Here is a 17,998-nt window from a genome sequence, read left to right on the forward strand (position 1 = left end):
TCGCATGGCATGATGCCGCCGGCAATACTGGCCCTGCATCCACTCAGGGAGATCAAGCATGCAACTGAAAGCCATTCTTGCCGCCGCCACCATGGCGTTTGCCGTCGCCGCCTGGTCCAGCCAGACCGATACGCCGCTGCCGCCACACTGGCAGCTCGAATCATTCGGCGGCACCAGCTATGCCGGCAAACTGGACATGAAAACCGCGCTGAGCGCGCAGGGTGCCCCCAGCCTGCAATACCTCGATGGCGATATCAGCAAGGGCTGGGGTGATCTGCAGCAGACCATTACCGCGCGCAACTACGCGGGCAAGCGCGTACGCTTCAGCGCCATGCTCAAGACCGAAGACGTGCTGGGCTGGGGCGGGCTGTGGCTGCGCGCCAACAACCAGCAGGGCAAAACGGTGGCTTTTGACAACATGGCCAACCGGGGCCTGAAGAACAGCAACGACTGGCAGCGCTGGGACGTGATACTCGACATCCCGGCCGATGCCGAAAGCCTGCACTTTGGCCTGCTGCTGGCCGGCAAGGGGAGGATCTGGATGGACCAGCTGGCGTTCGAGGTGATCGACAGGCACACCCCGCAGACCATGGCCGGCAAGCCTTCCATCTATTTGAAACCGGATGGCAGCGTGGAAACCCTCGCGCCAGACGAGCCCACGCTGTGAGCGGCCACATCCTCCCGTTGGCGACTGCCCAACCGGCACCGCACACGCTTCTGCGCTGGCTGGGCGGGCTGGCCCTGTGCGCCGGCCTGCTGCTGGCCGCGCAACTGCTGCCGCGGCCCTTGCGCACCGGCTGGCAGGCCGGCTTCGTGCTGTGCCTGTCCGGCCATGCCGCCGGCGATCTGGCCCTGGTGCTGCGTGCCCGCTGGCGGCCGGGATTCTCCTTGCCCGGCGCGCTGGCCTGCCTGCTGCCTGCCGTGCTGGCGGGTAGCGTAGTCGGCTGGCTGGCTTATCGGCACTGGGTAGCCAACGCACCGTTGCGCCTGTTACCTGATGCTGCTGCGCTGGCCTGCCCGCTCTTGCTCGCACTGGCCTTGTTACTGCAGCAGCTGAGGCAACAACGCCGCGCGCAATTGGCACAAGAGGCCCAATGGCGCGCCGATGAGCAAGCCCGCACCGAGCGCCGCTTGCTGGAGCAGGAGCTGCGCGCCCTGCAGGCGCAGATCGAGCCGCATTTCCTCTACAACACCCTGGCCAGCGTACAGCAGCTGATCGCCACCGAACCGGCGCAGGCCGGCGCGCTCACCACACACATGATTGCCTATCTGCGCGCAGCGCTGCCCGGCCTGCGCGCCAGCAGCTCCACCGTGGCGCAAGAGCTGGCGCTGGCCAGCCATTATCTGGAGATCATGCGTATCCGGCTGGGCAGCCGCTTCAGCTTTGCCGTGCACGCCAGTGCCGCCGCTGCCGACTTGCCGTTTCCACCTGCCGTGCTGATGAGCGTGGTGGAAAACGCCGTGCAGCATGGCATCGAACCCAAGCCCGGCCCGGTGCATATCGCCATTACCGCCGAAGTGGATGGCGAAGCACTGCAGCTGACCGTGCGCGACAACGGCGCCGGCCTGCCCGCCACCGTGCACGACGGCAACGGACTGGGCAATCTGCGCGAGCGGCTGCACAAGCTGCACGGCGTTGCCGCCCGCTTCAGCCTGCAGGCCGATGCCCATACCGGCGGCCGGGGCGATACCATCGCCTGCATCACCATCCCGCTGCCGCCTTCGCCCTGACATGCCGCGCATCCTGCTTGCCGACGACGAACCCCTGCTGCGCGCGCAGCTTAAAACCTGCCTGCAGGCGCTGTGGCCCGAGGCCGCTATCGTGGCCGAAGCCGACGACGGCTTCAGCGCGCTGGAAGCGCTGCACGCCGCACAGCCCGACATTGCCTTTCTGGATATCCGCATGCCGGGGTTGACCGGCCTCGACGTGGCCCGGCTGGCCGGCGATGCCGTGCAGATCGTGTTCGTGACCGCCTACGACGAATACGCCGTGGCCGCCTTCGAGGCCGGCGCGGTGGATTACGTACTCAAGCCGGCCGATGCCGTGCGGCTGGCGCGCACCGTGCAAAGGCTGAAAAGCCGCACTGCCGCCGTACCGGGCCAAGCCGCCGCCATGGCCGACGCACTGCAGCCACAACGCACGCCGCTGCGCTGGATACAGGCATCGGCCGGCAATACGCTGCACCTGATTCCGGTGGAAGACGTGCTGTTCTTTCAGGCCAATGCCAAATACACCCGCGTGCTGACGCGCACGCAGGAGGTCTGCATCCGCCTGCCGATCAAGACGCTGGCCGAGCTGCTGGACGGCGAGCAATTCTGGCAGCTCAGCCGCAGCACCCTGGTTGCCGCCAACCAGATCGCCGCCGTGCAACGCATCGAGCTAGGCGAAATGACCGTGCACCTGCGTGATCACCCGGAAAAACTCAGCGTCAGCCAGCGCTATCAGGCGCGCTTCCGGCAGATGTGACGCAGGCTGGGCACCGACAGCAGCTGGCATCAATGGCAAAACCCGGTGCAACGGTGCTGGCAAGGCGCGCGAAGCGCTGACAGTACAAAACGTAAGGCAAGCGAGCGCAACACAGCCAGCAGGGTTTTGACAGGGGTGCTACGCCCACACCGCCAGCCACACCGTGCCCGGCGCGCTATACGTCACCTTGTGGCGGCGGTGCGGTTCAATCAGCACGCAATCGCCGGGGGCTAGCACGGTGTCTGCGGCATCTCCCTCAAACAGCAGCCGTGCTGCGCCCGCCAGCAGCAGCACCCATTCGGTTTCGTCCTGGTCATACCAGTCGGCCGATACCTGCCCGTCCGACACGATGCGCTCCACGCGCAGCTGTGGCAGTTGCAGCAGGGTCTCGAATACCTCGACCTGGCTGGCGTCGGGCAAGGGGTGCAGCAGGTTGCGGATCATGCGGGGCTCCTTGGCGGGTGGTGCAGGGCTATGGCCGGGCGGTCTTGGGCGCCAAGCTGAAAACGGCGTTTCCATGCGGAAAACATCGCAATATCTTGCATAAAACGGAGGTTCAATAGCGAATTCATCTACGAAACCGGGGTGCAGTTGTGTGCCCATGGGCGATGTATTGATGATGTCGCTCGCCGTGCTGGCGATAGCGCCACGCAGCAACAAGGCTGCGCCCGGCACCTGCCGTCACCCTGCCGCCTCAACCAGCAGCCAATCCCGAAACGCCGCCAGCCTGGGCAGGGTGGCGCATTCGGGGCGGTAAACGATGTAGTAGGCCAGCGGCGACGCGTAGTGAATGGTGGGAAAGAGGCGCAGCAGACGGCCGCTGGCGAGGTCGTCGCGCGCCATCACGCTGCGCGCCAGCGCCACGCCCTGACCGTCGATGGCGGCTTGCAGCACGGCGGCGGCGTTGTTGATCTGCATGCCGCGCGTGGTGGGCACCTCGCTTGCGCCGGCGTGGGCCAGCCAGTTCGCCCAGGACGGGTAGCCGGCGTGCCCGGCCAGCGACAGATCGTGGATCAATGCCTCGCCGGCCAGATCGGCCGGGTGTTGCAATGCCGGATGCTGCTGCAGCCAGCCCGGTGCGCACACCGGGTAGATTTCTTCCTCCAGCAGTTTGTCGGCCGCCAGCCCGGGCCAGTGGCCGGCGCCATAGCGCACGCCGGCATCGATGCGCTGCGCCACGAAATCGACCGGCTTCAGGCTGGTATCCAGCCGCACATCGGTATCGGGCCATGCCGCCTGAAAGCGCTCGATGCGCGGTAGCAGCCACTTGGCGGCAAAGGCCGGGCTGACCGTCACCGTGAGCACGCCACTGGCCGATCCTTCGCGCAGCCGTTCCAGCCCCAGCGCCAGCCGATCCAGCCCGGCGCGGATCTCCGGCAGCGCGCGTTCGGCCGTGGCCGTGGGCTGCAGCCGCACCCGGCCGCTGCTGCTGCGCACGAACAGCGGCGCGCCCAGCCAGTCTTCCAGCGTGCGCACCAGCTGCCCCACGGCGGCGGGGGTCACGTGCAGCTCTTGTGCTGCTGCGGCAAAGCTTTGGTGGCGTGCGCTGGCCTCGAAGGCGCGCAGCGCATTCAGGTGCACCGGTGATTTCATTTCAATAAAGATTTTCTTTGCTTATTGAACACTTTATCTCGTTTGCCGGTACGCGGGTAGTGGCGAAAAATCTGCATCAAAGCTGCAACCTGATCACAGGTCGACCCGAAATGGTCGGGTCGGCACGCCTGCGCATAATGGCAAGTTTTTCTTGCCATGTTGCCGGCTGCAGCAGCGTGCGGCGCGATCAAGGCCGCGCATTTTTGACCATGCCCGTGCAACGGGCCAAACGGGGTACAGACGATGAGCAATCAGTTCAAGGGTAAAAAACTGCTGGTGGTGGGCGGCAGCAGCGGCATGGGGCTGGAGACGGCGCGCATGGTGTTGGCGCAGGGCGGCAGCGTGGTGATCGTGGGCCAGCGGCCCGGCAAGGCCGAGGCCGCGCGCCAGGCGCTGGCCGCGTCGGGCCCGGTGTGGGCGCTGACGGCCGATCTGGCCAGCGAGGCCGGGCTGAAGCAAGTGCTGGATGCGCTCGATACGCAGCATGCCGATATCGATCTGCTGGTGAATGCGGCCGGCGTGTTTTTCCCCAAGCCCTTTCTGCAGCACGAGGCGGCGGATTACGACCGCTACATGCAGCTCAACCGCGCCTGCTTCTTCATCACCCAGCGCGTGGCCGCCAGGCTGGTAGCCGCCGGCCGCCCCGGCGCCATCGTCAATATCGGCTCGATGTGGGCACAGCAGGCCATTGCCGCCACGCCATCATCGGCCTATTCGATGGCCAAGGCCGGGCTGCACGCGTTCACCCGGCATCTGGCCATGGAGCTGGCGCCCAACGGCATCCGCGTCAACGCGGTATCGCCGGCCGTGGTGCACACGCCGATTTACGAGGGCTTCATCCCCAAGGATGAAGTGCACGACGCACTGCAGGGCTTCAACGGCTTCCACCCCATCGGTCGCGTGGGCACGCCGCAGGATGTGGCCAGCGTGATCGTCTTTTTGCTGTCGGAACAGGCGGGCTGGGTGACCGGCGCGATCTGGGATGTGGATGGCGGGGTGATGGCCGGGCGCAATTGAGGGGGCAGCAGTGCTGCAGCCTCACCAGTCAGCTAGGGCCTGTTAACACTTATTTCGCGCTTGCGCTGGGCCGCAAAGAGGTCAGCTACAAGGCACGCAACGCAGGCAATAACCGGTTATTGCCAAGGCGCGTAACGCCGTAGATGGCCTCTTTGCGGCCCAGCCCTGCGGGTTCGGGGTATTTCGGGCGGTTCGCTGCGTTGCAAACCGCTTGCGGTACCCGTACCGCGGCACGCTCTGCGCCTTGCGCTCCATCCCGAACTACCCCGAACGCAAGCGTGAAATAAGTGTTAACAGGCCCTAGGCCGGGCAGCGAGGATCATGCATGGATACTTGCCTCACTGCCGATACCTTGCCAGCCCCGCTGCACGCGCCTGCAGCAGCACCAGCGCCAGCTGCCGCACATGTGGCGGCTGGATGATGGAGAAGTGATCGCCGGGCAGGATGGTGGTGGTGAGCTGCCCTTCTGCCAGTGCGTGCCAGCCCAGATCGGGTTGCGGGCACTCGCGCAGGCTGCTGCGCGTGGCCAGCAGCTGCACCGGCACGCGGCTGGGAGACGGGCGGTAGACCTGCCGCGCGTGGCTGATGGCGGCGTACACCGCCACCATGCGCCGGTAGCGGTCAATTTCCTCGCCCAGCGCGGCCGTGCCGGATTTGAGCGCCAGAAACTGCGCCAGCAGCGTATCAAGATCGGGCAGGGCGGCCAGTGCGCTGACCTCGTCGGCCGGCAGCCCGGGCAGCTCGGCCAGGATGAAATCGAGCGCCAGTTCACGCTCGAGCGTAGCGATGCGCGCGGCGGTTTCCGGCCCGGTCGGCGGGGCCGATGCTGCCGGCTCGGGGTCGGGCAGGATCACGTCGATCATGGCCAGCAGGCTGACGGTCTGGCCAGCTGCATGCAGCTGCTGTGCCATTTCGTAGGCAATCGGCCCGCCGCCGCACCAGCCGGCCAGCTGATAGGGGCCGGCAGGCTGCGCGGCGCGGATTTGCGCCACATAGCGACACGCCATGTCGGGCACGCTGTATAGCGGCGTTTCGCCGGCAAAGGTGCCCAGCGGCAGCAGCGCCTGCACCGGCAGGCCGGGCGGCAAGTGCCGGGCGATATCCATGGCATAGGCCACGGTGCCGCTGCCCTCGTGCACAAAGAACAGCTGCACCGCATGGCTGCCCGGCCGCACCGGCACCAGGTGATCGCTGCCTTGCTGCGCGCCGTGCCACAGCCGCGCGACTTCGACGGCAAAGGCGTGCAGGGTGGTGTGCTGGAAAATGGCCAGCAGCGGCACGTCCACGCCGGATTCGGCCTTGATGCGCGCCATCAGCGTGACGGCCAGCAGCGAATGGCCGCCCAGCAGGAAGAAATCGTCGAAACGGCCCACCTGCTGCAGCCCCAGTACCTCGGCCCATAGCTGCGCCAGCTGCGTTTCGGCCTCGCCCAGCGGGGCCACGTAGGCGCTGCGAGCGCAGGCGGCATCATCCGGCGCGGGCAGCGCCTTGCGATCGAGCTTGCCATTGGGGGTAAGCGGCAAGGCGGCCAGCTGTACATAAGCGGCCGGCACCATATAGGCGGGCAGCGCTTGCGTGGCGTGGGCGCGCAGTGCATCGGGCTGCGCATCGCCGCGGTAATAGGCCACCAGGCGCAGATCGCCCGGCACGTCTTCGCGCGCCAGCACCACGGCTTCGGCCACGCCGGCGGCGCGCGCCAGCGCGGTTTCGATCTCGCCCAGCTCGATGCGAAAGCCGCGGATCTTCACCTGGAAATCATTGCGCCCGCAGTAGATCAGGCTGCCATCGGCCTGCCGGCGCACCAGATCGCCGGTTTTGTAGAGCCGGTCGCCAGCCACGAAGGGGCTATCCAGAAAGCGTTCTGCGGTCAGCTCGGGCCGGTGCAGATAGCCGCGCGCCACGCCCGCGCCGCCCACATACAACTCGCCTTCAACATGATCCGGCACCGGCCGGCGGTGCTGATCCAGCACGTAGAGCCGCAAATCGGGGATACGCTCGCCGATGGGGCTGACATTGGCCTCGGTGTCGGCCGGCGACAGCCGCCGCCAGGTGACGTGCACGGTGGTTTCGGTAATGCCATACATATTGATCAGCGTGGTGGCAGTGTTCAGGCTGCGCGCATACCACGGCTTGAGCCGGTGCGGCGTCAGCGCCTCGCCGCCAAAGATCACCCAGCGCAAGCGGTGCGGCTGCGGCTGGTCTGCCTGTGCATCGCTCAGCAGGGCAAAGGCGCTGGGCGTCTGGTTCAGCACCGTCACGCCGGCCTGGCACAGCAGCGCGTAGCAATCGCGCGGCGAGCGCACCACGTCCAGCGGCACGATCAGCAGCTCGCCGCCGTAGCGCAGCGCCCCCCAGATCTCCCACACCGAAAAATCGAACGCGCATGAATGGCACAGCGCCCACACATCGCGCGGGCCAAAGCCGAACCAGTGCTGCGTGCTGGCAAACAGCCGCAGCACCTGGCGGTGCTCCACCATCACGCCCTTGGGCTGGCCGGTCGAGCCCGAGGTGTAAATCACATAGGCCAGATGCTGCGGGCCCACGCTGCATTCCTCCACCGACAGCGGGTGCGCCGCCTGCATGGCCCACAGGCCGGCATCGTGCTGCAAGTGCACGCCGGGCAGCGCCAGCGCTTGGCCGGCCAGCGCGGCCTGGCCATCGTCATCGTGCAGCAGCACGGCAGGCGCGCTGTCGGCCAGGATGGTCTGCAAGCGCTCGGACGGATAGGCCGGATCGAGCGGCACATAGGCGCCACCGGCCTTGAGGATGGCCAGCATGCCCACCAGCAGCTCGAAACTGCGCGCCGCGCACAGCGCCACCAGCACATCGGGGCCTACGCCCAGCGTGCGCAAATGGCGCGCCAGCCGGTTGGCGCGGGCATTGAGCTCGCCATAGCTGAGCGTGGCCGCGCCCAGCCGCAGCGCCACCGCCTGCGGCGCTTGCGCCGCGCGGGCCTCGAATGCCCGGTGCAGGCACAGCGGCTGCGGCCAGGCCGGCGCGGGTGGCTTGCGGTCTTGATCTTGCGGGGGCGCGAACAGGACATCCACATCATGGGTCATCGTCTACTCCGGGCTGCACAGTTGGAGCCCTCAACACCCCCTGCTGGCCGCGTTACGCGCACTTGCCGTGCATGCTGCACTGCCTGCGTTTCGCGTGCCTTGCCGGGGCCATTGCACTGGGTGTTGTTGGTGGCTCTGGATGAATGCCGTGCGGCATGGCCAGCCGATGCGCTCGCCAGCGAGACATGCCCCGCGCCCCTGTCGGGCCGGTGCACCACCGCGGGGCGCAGTGTAGCAAAGCGTTGGTTAAGCTTTCTTTAAGATTAATACATACCGGTAATATCTGTAATTGATGCCGGTTTGGGGAGCTAGGGCGGCGCACTGTGCCGCGTGATTGCGCCCTTCAGCGCAGCACCGCGTTCATGCCGGGCAAGGCTGCTGCAATACACATGTTAACCAGTGCGTAGGGCGCAATAAGCATCGCGCATTGCGCCGTATCGTAAACCCGGCCATCCCGTGCCGTGGCTGGCGATGAAGCAGGCATGCGGCGCAATACGCTGCGCTATTGCACCCTACGGGCTGCGCCCTGAATGCCCGGATCAATGCCATGCCCCGCAGGCTGCCCACGCCGCCGGGCCGCCTATTGGCAGCGGCGCGCCAACCAGCGCAGCACCGCGTTCATGCCGGGCAAGGCTGCTGCAATACACATGTTAACCAGTGCGTAGGGCGCAATAAGCATCGCGCATTGCGCCGTATCGTAAACCCGGCCATCCCGTGCCGTGGCTGGCGATGAAGCAGGCATGCGGCGCAATACGCTGCGCTATTGCACCCTACGGGCTGCGCCCTGAATGCCCGGATCAATGCCATGCCCCGCAGGCTGCCCACGCCGCCGGGCCGCCTATTGGCAGCGGCGCGCCAACCAGCGCAGCACCGCGTTCATGCCGGGCAAGGCTGCTGCAATACGCATGTCAACCAGACCCGGCATGGTTGCGTGATATCTGCTATCGCTGCCTATCCGCCGAAGGTCATCATGCGCCATGCTCTGCTGCTTGCCCTTGTCACCGCCGCGCTGGCGGCCCCGGCTTATCCATGCACGCTCTGGGGCGCTGCCGGCAGCGCCAGTGCCGAGGGCACCTTGCTGGCCAAGAACCGCGACTGGCTGCCCGATCATGTGCAATCGCTGCGGCTGGTGCGCCCGGCCAGGGGGCTGCGCTATGTGGGCCTGTATGCCGACAACGGCAGCGAGCCGGGCATCAAGGCCGGCGTGAACGAAGCGGGGCTGAGCATCGTCTGCGCCGAGGCCAGCAGCCTGCCCAAAACCGTGCGCGATGCGGTGGTGGCCAGCCACCCGCTCGTGTCGCCGATTTTGCGCCAGTACCGCACGCTGGACGAGGTACAAGCCCATGCCGACGAGCTGTTCACTGGTGTCAAACCCGATTTCTTCCTGCTGGCCGACAGCAAGGGGCTGATGCAGGTGGAAGTCGGTCAGGATGGCCGCTACACCCTCCAGCGCACGCAGAACGGCACGCAGGCGCACACCAACCACTACACCGACCCAGCCGTGCTGAACAATGGTCAGAAAATCGGCACCAGCAGTGCAGTGCGGCTGGCGCGGGTGCAAACGCTGCTGGCCCAGGCGCAACAGCCGCATACGCTGGCAGAGTTCACCCACATCAGCGCCGACCACCACGACGGCCCCGACAACAGCCTGTGGCGCGACCATACGCTGGCCGGCTGGCAAATCGCCCTGCCCACCCAAGCGGCCCCGCACCTGCACCTGGTGCTGGCCAACCCCGGCCGGCCCCAACAGAGCAAGGACTGGACGCTGGACAGCAACTTCTGGAACCAGAGCGCAGGCGTACTGCTGGGCGGTCCGGAGGCCCGGGCAAGCGCGGACGCAGAGCCGGCGGCGCATTGAGCGCGACGCGCATCCCCCCCGGCCGACCGGCATGGTCGCCATGCCTGCAAGCGCTCCAATCTGTGGATGAGCCTGCAGCAAGCACCCGCGACAACCGGGTGCTGATCATGTTGGCAAGTACGGCAGGCGCAGGTGGCGAAGCTGCCGGATTTTATTTCGGGTTGCTGCTGCCGCGCAGTCTGTCGGTCGGCTTGCCGCCAAGGTTGGCGATCGACTGCTCCAGCTTGTTGGGGCCGGACAGGCCGCACACTTCCTCGTACAGCGCACCTTCGAACACGTTCAGCGTATTCTTGGTGATCACCTTCCAGGGCTGGCTGGATTTTTGCCAGCTGCCATCGGCGCTACCGTACTGGTAAACGCGGTACTGCTGTGTTTCGCAGTCTATGCCCTCGAAACGCACATTGCGCAGCTGGCTGCCCTTGGGGGTAATGGCCACGGCAAAACGCACGATATTGTCTTGCTCGCCCACGGTGAGCGAGTCGGTGGCAATCTCGAAGCGCGTTTCGCGCGAGACATAATCGGCCTTGAAGGTCTTCCAGTTTTGCAGGCTGGACAGGGCGGGCACGTCGAACGGTTGCTCCTCAGGGGCAGGGCGTGGCTTGTCCGGCTCCCAGATTTTGCCCAGCAGGCTGCCGCTATCGCCGCTGTCCTTGCCCTGCGGGCGGGTACCCATCTCGCCGGCCTGCGCTGCCAGCGATAAAGCAAGCGTCAGCAACACCGCAAGTTTGCTTGTCTTCATTGCATGCTCCGATCCGAATGGCGAGATGCTACCACGTCAGTGGTGGTGATCAGGTGCAGTGGGCTGGATGGGAATAATACGCACGCCACCGGGCTGGTAGGGCCAATCGGGCTGCAAAGTCACATGGCCGATGCCGAAGCGCTTTTTCAGCATGGCAGCCAGCCGCAGCCGTTGCGGCGGCCACAAACTGCCGTTGGCGATCACCAGATGTGCCGACAGCGCCACGCGCGAGCGGCCCAGATTCCATACGTGCAGGTCATGCACCTGCACCACGCCCGGTTCGGCCGCCAGCGCCTGGCCGATTTCGTTCAGGTTCAGGTGGCCGGGCACGCCATCCATCAATTCATGCGTGGACTGGCGCAAAATCTGCCAGGTGGAGCGCAGGATGAGCAGCGATACCGCCACCGACAGAATGGGGTCGATCGGCAGCCAGCCGGTGTACCAGATCACCGCGCCAGCCGCGATGGCGGCCACCGAGCCAAGCAGATCGCCCATCACGTGCATCAGCGCGGCACGGCTGTTGAGGTCGCCATGATCGTGCGACAGCGCCCACGCCGACACCACATTGACCAGGAGGCCGATCACCGCAATCACCATCACGCCCATGCCGTTGACCGGGGACGGGCTGCGCAAGCGGATGACGGCCTCGACGCAGATCCATACCACCAGCGCGATCATCGCGAGGCTGTTGACCAGCGCACCGATCAGCTCGGCACGCGCATAGCCGTAGGATTGCTTTGCATCGGCCGGCCGGTTGCCGATGATGTTGGCCAGCAGCGCCAGCCCCAGCGCAGCGGTATCGGTCATCATGTGGCCGGCATCGGAAATCAGCGCCAGCGAGCCGGTCCACCAGCCGCCGATCAGCTCGACCAGCGCAAAGCCGGCGGTCACAATCAGCGCCAGCAGCAGCCGGTTGCGGCTGGTATTGCCGTGGTCATGGCCATGCGCGTGGCTGTGGCCTGCGTGCCCATGGCCATGGGCCGCATGATCGTGATCATCATGCTTGTGGCCATCGTGGTCGTGGTGATCATGCTTGTGGCCGTGATCATGCGTGGGGTGGGAATGCGCCATGTCGGGCGTCCTCCTTGTCGTAAGGGTTGAATCGCAAAGCAACGCCAAGGCCGCCGCCGGCGCTGCGATAAAAATCAAGGTGCGCACCGTGCACTTCGGCCACGCGCGCCACGATGGACAGCCCCAGCCCGGAGCCGGGCTCGCGCTGGCCGTCGGGGCGGTAGAAACGTTCACCCAGGCGCGACAGCAGCACGGCCTCGACACCGGGGCCGTCATCCTCGACGCGGATGCTGTCAGCATCGGCCTGCAGCAGCACATTGCATGTCGCGCCGCCATAGCGGCGGGCATTGTCGAGCAGATTGCGCAAGGCAATCAGCAGCAGATCAGGGTCGCCACAGCGTTCGGGCAGCGCCGCTGCGCAATCGATGCGGGCCGGCGGGCTGATCATGCCGGCCGCCTGTTGCAGCAATGCGGGTACATCCAGCACCACGCAGCGCGCGTGCACCTGACCGGCATCCAGCCGCGCCAGCGCCAGCAGCTGGCCCAGCAGGTGGGTGGCCCGTTCTCCGGCCAGCATCGCCTGCTGCAGCGCCCGTTCGCGCGCCTCGGCACGTGGCGAGCTGCGTGCCACCTCCAGTTGCACCTGTATGGCGGCCAGCGGCGTGCGCAGCTCGTGCGAGGCATCGGCGGTAAAGCGCCGCTCGCGCTCGATCGAGCTGCCCACCCGCGCCAGCAAATCGTTGATGGCCGCGCGCAGCGGATGCACCTCGCTGGGCACGTCGGTCTGCAGCGGCAGCAGATTGTCCGGGTCGCGCTGCGCCACTTCGGCGGCAAACGCGCGCAACGGCCGCAGGCTGCGCCAGACCACCACCAACACCAGTACCAGCAGCGCCAGCAAGGAACACAGCACGGGTAGCGCCATGTGGCTGGTGACTTCGGCCGCCACGCCGTCGCGCAAGGTCAGCGGCTGCGCCACCAGTACCTCGCGGTCACCGGCCGGCTGCCAGCGCACGCGCCAGACGCGGCCGTCCAGCCATTGCGTGCTCAAGCGCTGCTGCGCAGCCGGACGCTGCAGCAGCGCCGATCCGGCCAGCAAGCGGCCGTCTGCCGCGCGCACGCTGAACAGCACCGGATGGCGCGCATCACCAGGCAGCGCACGGGTATCGGTATCGATCAGCAACTGCGCCATTTCGACCAGATGGTCGTCCTGCAGCTCGCCCAGCTCGTGCCGCATCAGCCAGTACAGGCTGCCGGCCAGCACGCTCCAGGCCAGCAAAATACTGATACCCAGACCGAGACCCAGCCGGCCGAGCAGCGAGGCAGTCCAGCGCTTCATGGCGCCAGCCGCCAGCCCAGGCCACGGGCATTTTCTATGGCATCGGCGCCCAGCTTGCGCCGCAGGTGCGACAGGTGCACATCGAGCGCATTGCCCTCGCTCTCCTGCGTCCAGCCGTACAGGCGCGCTTCAAACTGCTCGCGCGACAGATAGTGCGGCTGCGCCTGCAACAGCTGCTGCAGCACGCGCGCCTCCATCGCGGTCAGCGCCAGTGGCTCACCACGCAAGGTAGCACTGAGGTGGGCGGGGTCGAAGGCCAGCGCGCGCCATTGCAGCAGGTTGACCGCGCGGCCCTGCGCACGGCGCAGAATGGCGTGCAGCCGGGCCACGAGCTCGCCCAGTGCAAACGGTTTGACCAGGTAATCGTCGGCGCCGGCATCCAGCCCGTCGATGCGGTCGCTGATCTGGTCGCGCGCGGTGAGCACCAGCACCGGCAGGCGCGCGTAATGGGGGTCGCCGCGTAACCAGCGCAGTACTTCCAGCCCCGGCAGGCCGGGCAGGCCCAGATCAAGCACCAGCGCGTCGAAGCCGCGCTCGGCCTGCAAGGCCGTGCGGCCGGCCTTGCCGTCGTGCAGCCAGTCTACGGAGAAGCCGGCATCGATCAGCCCTTCGCGCACGCCGTCGCCCAGCAGGGGGTCATCTTCAAGCAACAGGATACGCATGCAGGATTCCGTGTCGGGTGTGGCTCAATTATCGGCGCGTTTGCGGCCGTGAACCATGCTGGCAATCAGGTTCTCGCCATGTTTGCGGCTGGCCAGCACGGCAGCGCCCACATGGATGGCCACTGCGCCCAGCAGGGTATAGGCAATGCCGCCATGCAGATCCTGCAGCCATTCGGTGCCATACCAGGCATCAGTGGTCAGCAGCCAGCCGGTGCACACCAGCGCCAGCACCAGCAGCCACAGCGCCAGCATCATGACCGCGCCGGCCGGATTGTGGCCCAGATGGCGCGGCGCATTGCCGGCGCGCAGCGCACGCAGATAGGCCAACAGCCGTGCCGGGGTGGGAAACCAGTCGCTGAAGCGGGCATGGCGGGTGCCGACGAAACCCCACAGCACGCGCAGCACGATCAGCGCGATGGCCGCATAGCCGCTATAGCGATGCAGCCGGTGCCCTTCTTCATTGAGGAAATTGTTGAACACCAGCAGCGCCAGCAGCCAGTGACTGCTGCGCACCAATGGGTCCCAGACACGCAGTGTGGTGGTGGACATGGTTAGCTCCCGGAAGGGACGGGCCAGGCCGGCCCGTCGTGACCATCAGATCAATCGCCGATTTCCTGCTTCACGATGGCCAGCGTCTTGGCATCGAAATACACCTCGGCCTTCTTGCCGGCCTTGTCGTGGCCGTAGATTTCATAACAGTTGCCCGAGGTCTTGAAGGTGCGGATCTTGTAGCCCTGCGCTTCGATCTGCTTTTTCGCGTCGTCGGGCTTGAGCCACTCGGCTTTCGGGTGTGCGGGGCAGTTGGCGGCGGCCAGGGTCAGCGGGCTGGCAATGGCGAACAGGGCGGCAACAATCAGGGTACGCATGGCAATACTCCTTGGGGGTGGGGAAGAACTCGCCGCCATTGGAACGCCTGCGGGTTAAGCCAGACTTAAGCGCCTGTTCTCCCTCAGGCGTCATCTGTGGATCACCATCATCAAGACCCCGGCAAAGCCGGGTTCTGACCCGTTTTTGAGAGTGAAGCAACGGCGCTCCCTGGTTGATTCCACGCCCCCCGCCCTCGCCGCCGCGAGGGAGCCTCGCTACGCTCGCCAGTGGCACGAATCGGGTCTTTGAAAATCAAGCGCTTAGGTAAGCAACAGGCTGGACCCCCTGTTTGCACCTTCGGCTATCATCTGGATAAACCGGCATCAAGTAACCGGCTTTACGCGGGCGCTCGTGAGCCGCAGGGCGGCGCGGCCGCTTGGGAGTACAATGGCGGCTTGTTCTGTCGAACCGTATTGCCCATGACTGCCGATCTCTCCATCGACCTTTCCGGCCTGAATTGCCCACTGCCCATCCTGCGCACCAAGAAGGCGCTGGCGCCGCTGGCCAGCGGCACCCTGCTGGCCGTGACCTGCACCGACCCGGCCACGCCGACCGACTTCGCCGCCTTCTGCCGCCAGACCGGCAACGAGCTGGTGGAAGCGACCGCCGCCGACACCAAATTCCATTTCCTGATTCGCAAGCGCTGACATGACCACCCAACTGACGATTACCCGCCCGGACGACTGGCACCTGCACCTGCGCGATGGCGCGCTGATGGCCTCGGTGCTGCCGCACACCGCGCGCGAGTTTGCCCGCGCCATCGTGATGCCCAATCTCAAGCCGCCGGTCTCCACCGTCGAGATGGCCGCCGCCTACCGCGAGCGCATCCTGGCAGCCTTGCCGGCCGGCAGCGATTTCCAGCCGCTGATGACGCTTTATCTCACCGGCAACCTCACGCCGGATGAGGTGGTCAAGGCCAAGAACAGCGGCTTTGTGCACGCGGTGAAGCTCTACCCGGCCGGCGCCACCACCAATTCGGAAGCCGGCGTGGCCGGCCTCGACGGCGTGATGCCGACATTGGAAAAAATGGCCGAAATCGGCCTGCCTTTCCTGGTGCACGGCGAAGTGACCGATCCGGCGGTGGACGTGTTCGACCGCGAAGCCGCCTTCATCGATCAAGTGATGGCGCCACTGCTGCAACGCCTGCCGACACTGCGCGTGGTGTTCGAGCACATCACCACCAAGCAAGCTGCGCAGTTCGTGGCCGAGGCCGGCGCCAACGTGGGTGCCACCATCACGCCGCAACACCTGCTGATGAACCGCAATGCGCTGTTCCAGGGTGGCATCCGCCCGCATCACTACTGCCTGCCGGTACTGAAGCGCGAAGAACACCGCCAGGCACTGGTGGCTGCGGCCACGTCGGGCAGCACCAAGTTCTTCCTCGGCACCGACAGCGCGCCGCATGCACTGCACACCAAGGAAGCCGCCTGTGGCTGCGCCGGCATCTATTCGGCGCACGCTGCGCTGGCCTTCTATGCCGAAGCCTTTGACGCGGCTGGCGCGCTGGACAAGCTGGAAGCCTTTGCCAGCTTCAACGGCCCGGATTTCTATCGTCTGCCGCGCAATAGCGGCACCGTCACCCTGGTGAAGGAAGACTGGACCGTGCCGGCGTCCTACCCGTTTGGCGAGCACAACGTGGTGCCGCTGCGCGCAGGTGAAACGCTGGGCTGGAAGCTGCTTTGAGCGGCAACGCCGGCCGTGCGCCGGAGATCGTCTTCATCGGCGCATTCCGCCCGCTGTGGTGGCTGACTGCGGCACTGCTGCTGCTGGCCGCGTGGTGGGGCTGGCCGCTGCTGTCCGGCGCATCGCTGGCGCACAGCTTTTATGGTGTGAGCTGGTACAGCATGATCGGCCTGGCCGCCGCGATCTGGGCGGTGCCGGCCGAGCAGGGCTGCGACGGCACGCAGCTGGAGCGGCGCTGGACCTTGCTGGGGCTGCTGACACTCAAGCGCGAGCGCCATGCGCTGGCAGACTTCCGGCAGATCCGCCTTGAGCAAGAGCCAAACCGGCTGGGCAAGGACAGCGTGTGGGTGCTGTTCGAGGGTGAAAACGGCCGCCGTTTTGCCTTTGCCCACTACCGTGCCAGCCACCAGGGCATTGCGCAGGCACAGGCGCTGGCCCGGCAATTATCCACGCTCAGCCAGTTACCGTTTGCCGAACAGCCCCCCGAGGCGGGATAATCGCCGCTGCGAAGCAAGCCGGATCGTCGCTGCCCCATGCGAATGGGGGGGAGGAAAGTCCGGGCTCCACAGGGCAGGATGCCGGCTAACGGCCGGGCGGCGTGAGCCGACGGAAAGTGGAACAGAGAGCTGAACCGCCGATGGCGATGTCCCACCCGCAAGGGCGGGCCCAGTTGAACGCACGATTGAAGCGTGCGGGATGGCGCACAGGCAAGGGTGAAAAGGTGTTCCCGTCAGGGAGTCCCCCTCAGGGACGGTAAGAGCGCACCGCAGGACTGGCGACAGGACTGGCAGGCTAAACCCCATCCGGAGCAAGACCAAGCAGCAGGCGTTGAAACGGCCCGTCGAGCCTGCGGGTAGGTTGCACGAGTGCACCGGCAACGGTGTGCCTAGAGGAATGACGGTCGCGTGAGGTTCGCCAAGCGCACAGAACCCGGCTTACAGGCTTGCTTCGCAGCCCCATGCAAAAAGACGCACTCCACGGAGTGCGTCTTTTTTCTTTCCGGCACACGCCAAGTGAACTGCCGGGTCAGTTGCGGTGGCTGGTATAGCCCTTGCCGTCATTGTCGCGGTTCAGGTCGTCGGCAATGTCCTTGAGCAGGATGTTGAGCGCAGCGTCCGAAATCATTACCTCGGCCAGGCACAGCAGCAGCGAAATCACCATCAGCAAGAGGCTGGCGCCGAACACCAGATAGCCGTTGGCCGGCTGGTTGGCAAACACCAGGATCATCGACACGATGCAGCACAGCAGGCTGAGCACGCCGGCAGCCTGCATGCCGCGGATCAGTGCCACGCGCTGCTTGAGGTTGCCGAGCTGACGCAGCAGCTTTTCATGCGGATCGCTGCGGTGCATGTCATACAGCTGGCGGATGATGGTGGACAGCGCCAGAAAACGGTTGGTATACGCCAGCATCAGCAGCGAAATGGCCGGAAACAGCAGCGACGGGGTGCTGAGGCCGAATTGCGGGTCCGCAGGCATGGCAGCCTCCTGTAGATGGAAACGGGCGCCATGCTAACAGCGCCCGTTGCCCGGATACACACCCAGATACCCATAAAAATACCCTTTGGGCTGTTTTTGCCCCCGATCACGTGATCCGGGCAAGCGCCACCAGCAAAACCCGGCGCAGCGGTGCTGGCAAGGCGCACGCAGCGCAGACAGTACAAGTGGTACGGCAAGCGAGTGCAACACCGCCAGCAGGGTTTTGCTGG

The 17,998-nt window shown here is 66.0% G+C and carries 18 protein-coding genes and 1 other RNA gene; 9 read left to right on the forward strand and 10 right to left on the reverse strand.

Translation table 11 applies throughout. The features are described from left to right. The first annotated feature begins 58 nt into the window (after positions 1-58). The 3 genes from B9A19_RS05410 to B9A19_RS05420 are packed head-to-tail and all read left to right on the forward strand — an operon-like array spanning position 59 to position 2,467. A complete protein-coding gene (locus B9A19_RS05410) occupies positions 59-667 on the forward strand; it encodes a hypothetical protein (RefSeq protein ID WP_084089687.1) in 609 nt (202 codons plus the stop codon). Then, positions 664-1,731 carry a sensor histidine kinase gene (locus B9A19_RS05415; protein ID WP_084089689.1) on the forward strand — a complete coding sequence of 356 codons (1,068 nt, stop codon included), beginning with the start codon at positions 664-666 and terminating at the stop codon, positions 1,729-1,731. Before B9A19_RS05410 ends, B9A19_RS05415 begins: the two co-directional genes overlap by 4 nt. A 1-nt stretch (position 1,732) precedes the next feature. After that, positions 1,733-2,467, forward strand: a complete 735-nt coding sequence (locus B9A19_RS05420; protein ID WP_084089691.1) for a LytR/AlgR family response regulator transcription factor — start codon at positions 1,733-1,735, stop codon at positions 2,465-2,467. Positions 2,468-2,605: 138 nt separating this feature from the next. On the opposite strand, the gene B9A19_RS05425 is transcribed toward B9A19_RS05420, so the two are convergent. Together B9A19_RS05425 and gcvA are read right to left on the reverse strand one after the other, a co-directional pair. After that, the gene (locus B9A19_RS05425; protein ID WP_084089693.1) at positions 2,606-2,911 is read right to left on the reverse strand and encodes a cupin domain-containing protein; all 306 of its coding nucleotides are present in this window, start codon (positions 2,909-2,911) and stop codon (positions 2,606-2,608) included. A gap of 237 nt (positions 2,912-3,148) precedes the next feature. Then, on the reverse strand, positions 3,149-4,060 hold the full coding sequence (gcvA, locus tag B9A19_RS05430; protein WP_084089695.1) for a transcriptional regulator GcvA: 912 nt from the start codon (positions 4,058-4,060) through the stop codon (positions 3,149-3,151). Between the two features lie 243 nt (positions 4,061-4,303). Between gcvA and B9A19_RS05435 the strand changes: the two genes are divergently transcribed. Next, positions 4,304-5,077, forward strand: a complete 774-nt coding sequence (locus B9A19_RS05435; protein ID WP_084089696.1) for an SDR family NAD(P)-dependent oxidoreductase — start codon at positions 4,304-4,306, stop codon at positions 5,075-5,077. Positions 5,078-5,415: 338 nt separating this feature from the next. Here the strand turns inward: B9A19_RS05435 and B9A19_RS23250 are convergent, their stop codons facing one another. After that, positions 5,416-8,136, reverse strand: coding sequence for an amino acid adenylation domain-containing protein (locus tag B9A19_RS23250; RefSeq protein ID WP_084089698.1), 2,721 nt, complete (start codon positions 8,134-8,136; stop codon positions 5,416-5,418). A 970-nt stretch (positions 8,137-9,106) separates the two neighbouring features. Between B9A19_RS23250 and B9A19_RS05445 the strand changes: the two genes are divergently transcribed. Next, positions 9,107-9,994, forward strand: coding sequence for a carcinine hydrolase/isopenicillin-N N-acyltransferase family protein (locus B9A19_RS05445; RefSeq protein WP_176216796.1), 888 nt, complete (start codon positions 9,107-9,109; stop codon positions 9,992-9,994). A 151-nt stretch (positions 9,995-10,145) separates the two neighbouring features. On the opposite strand, the gene B9A19_RS05450 is transcribed toward B9A19_RS05445, so the two are convergent. From B9A19_RS05450 to B9A19_RS05475, 6 genes are read right to left on the reverse strand one after another with little or no spacing between them, the layout of a single operon-like run. Further along, entirely contained in the window at positions 10,146-10,733 is a 588-nt protein-coding gene (locus tag B9A19_RS05450; RefSeq protein ID WP_084089702.1) for a CNP1-like family protein, read from the reverse strand. Between the two features lie 36 nt (positions 10,734-10,769). Next, entirely contained in the window at positions 10,770-11,804 is a 1,035-nt protein-coding gene (locus tag B9A19_RS05455) for a cation diffusion facilitator family transporter (protein ID WP_084089704.1), read from the reverse strand. Beyond that, on the reverse strand, positions 11,779-13,080 hold the full coding sequence (locus B9A19_RS05460) for an ATP-binding protein (RefSeq protein ID WP_084089705.1): 1,302 nt from the start codon (positions 13,078-13,080) through the stop codon (positions 11,779-11,781). The genes B9A19_RS05455 and B9A19_RS05460 overlap by 26 nt, the downstream gene beginning before the upstream one ends. Next, positions 13,077-13,742 carry a response regulator transcription factor gene (locus B9A19_RS05465; protein WP_084089707.1) on the reverse strand — a complete coding sequence of 222 codons (666 nt, stop codon included), beginning with the start codon at positions 13,740-13,742 and terminating at the stop codon, positions 13,077-13,079. The genes B9A19_RS05460 and B9A19_RS05465 overlap by 4 nt, the downstream gene beginning before the upstream one ends. 24 nt (positions 13,743-13,766) lie before the next feature. Beyond that, a complete protein-coding gene (locus B9A19_RS05470) occupies positions 13,767-14,291 on the reverse strand; it encodes a cytochrome b/b6 domain-containing protein (protein WP_084089708.1) in 525 nt (174 codons plus the stop codon). A 50-nt stretch (positions 14,292-14,341) separates the two neighbouring features. After that, positions 14,342-14,608 (reverse strand): PepSY domain-containing protein, encoded by a 267-nt coding sequence (locus tag B9A19_RS05475; RefSeq protein ID WP_084089710.1) that lies wholly within the window; start codon positions 14,606-14,608, stop codon positions 14,342-14,344. Between the two features lie 420 nt (positions 14,609-15,028). Here B9A19_RS05475 and B9A19_RS05480 point away from each other — a divergent pair, with 420 nt between their 5' ends. The 4 genes from B9A19_RS05480 (at position 15,029) to rnpB (ending at position 17,246) form a co-directional block, all read left to right on the forward strand. Further along, entirely contained in the window at positions 15,029-15,256 is a 228-nt protein-coding gene (locus B9A19_RS05480) for a sulfurtransferase TusA family protein (protein ID WP_084089712.1), read from the forward strand. A gap of 1 nt (position 15,257) precedes the next feature. Further along, the gene (gene pyrC / locus B9A19_RS05485; RefSeq protein ID WP_084089714.1) at positions 15,258-16,292 is read left to right on the forward strand and encodes a dihydroorotase; all 1,035 of its coding nucleotides are present in this window, start codon (positions 15,258-15,260) and stop codon (positions 16,290-16,292) included. Next, positions 16,289-16,789 (forward strand): hypothetical protein, encoded by a 501-nt coding sequence (locus B9A19_RS05490; protein ID WP_084089716.1) that lies wholly within the window; start codon positions 16,289-16,291, stop codon positions 16,787-16,789. The genes pyrC and B9A19_RS05490 overlap by 4 nt, the downstream gene beginning before the upstream one ends. Before the next feature lie 10 nt (positions 16,790-16,799). Further along, positions 16,800-17,246: RNase P RNA component class A (gene rnpB / locus B9A19_RS05495), an RNA gene on the forward strand. 72 nt (positions 17,247-17,318) lie between these two features. Here rnpB and B9A19_RS05500 read toward each other — a convergent pair. Next, the gene (locus B9A19_RS05500) at positions 17,319-17,768 is read right to left on the reverse strand and encodes a DUF2721 domain-containing protein (RefSeq protein ID WP_084089718.1); all 450 of its coding nucleotides are present in this window, start codon (positions 17,766-17,768) and stop codon (positions 17,319-17,321) included. Between the last annotated feature and the right edge of the window lie 230 nt (positions 17,769-17,998).

The organism is Andreprevotia lacus DSM 23236, from assembly GCF_900176275.1.
GTDB classification, from domain to species: Bacteria; Pseudomonadota; Gammaproteobacteria; order Burkholderiales; family Chitinibacteraceae; genus Andreprevotia; species Andreprevotia lacus.

Excerpts from the sequence above, each read along its gene's own strand:
- B9A19_RS05410 (WP_084089687.1), top strand. The coding sequence starts at position 59 with ATGCAACTGAAAGCCATTCTTGCCGCCGCCACCATGGCGTTTGCCGTC.
- B9A19_RS05420 (WP_084089691.1), top strand. The coding sequence starts at position 1,733 with ATGCCGCGCATCCTGCTTGCCGACGACGAACCCCTGCTGCGCGCGCAG.
- B9A19_RS05425 (WP_084089693.1), bottom strand. The coding sequence starts at position 2,911 with ATGATCCGCAACCTGCTGCACCCCTTGCCCGACGCCAGCCAGGTCGAG.
- gcvA (WP_084089695.1), bottom strand. The coding sequence starts at position 4,060 with ATGAAATCACCGGTGCACCTGAATGCGCTGCGCGCCTTCGAGGCCAGC.
- B9A19_RS05435 (WP_084089696.1), top strand. The coding sequence starts at position 4,304 with ATGAGCAATCAGTTCAAGGGTAAAAAACTGCTGGTGGTGGGCGGCAGC.
- B9A19_RS23250 (WP_084089698.1), bottom strand. The coding sequence starts at position 8,136 with ATGACCCATGATGTGGATGTCCTGTTCGCGCCCCCGCAAGATCAAGAC.
- B9A19_RS05445 (WP_176216796.1), top strand. The coding sequence starts at position 9,107 with ATGCGCCATGCTCTGCTGCTTGCCCTTGTCACCGCCGCGCTGGCGGCC.
- B9A19_RS05450 (WP_084089702.1), bottom strand. The coding sequence starts at position 10,733 with ATGAAGACAAGCAAACTTGCGGTGTTGCTGACGCTTGCTTTATCGCTG.
- B9A19_RS05455 (WP_084089704.1), bottom strand. The coding sequence starts at position 11,804 with ATGGCGCATTCCCACCCCACGCATGATCACGGCCACAAGCATGATCAC.
- B9A19_RS05460 (WP_084089705.1), bottom strand. The coding sequence starts at position 13,080 with ATGAAGCGCTGGACTGCCTCGCTGCTCGGCCGGCTGGGTCTCGGTCTG.
- B9A19_RS05465 (WP_084089707.1), bottom strand. The coding sequence starts at position 13,742 with ATGCGTATCCTGTTGCTTGAAGATGACCCCCTGCTGGGCGACGGCGTG.
- B9A19_RS05470 (WP_084089708.1), bottom strand. The coding sequence starts at position 14,291 with ATGTCCACCACCACACTGCGTGTCTGGGACCCATTGGTGCGCAGCAGT.
- B9A19_RS05475 (WP_084089710.1), bottom strand. The coding sequence starts at position 14,608 with ATGCGTACCCTGATTGTTGCCGCCCTGTTCGCCATTGCCAGCCCGCTG.
- B9A19_RS05480 (WP_084089712.1), top strand. The coding sequence starts at position 15,029 with ATGACTGCCGATCTCTCCATCGACCTTTCCGGCCTGAATTGCCCACTG.
- pyrC (WP_084089714.1), top strand. The coding sequence starts at position 15,258 with ATGACCACCCAACTGACGATTACCCGCCCGGACGACTGGCACCTGCAC.
- B9A19_RS05500 (WP_084089718.1), bottom strand. The coding sequence starts at position 17,768 with ATGCCTGCGGACCCGCAATTCGGCCTCAGCACCCCGTCGCTGCTGTTT.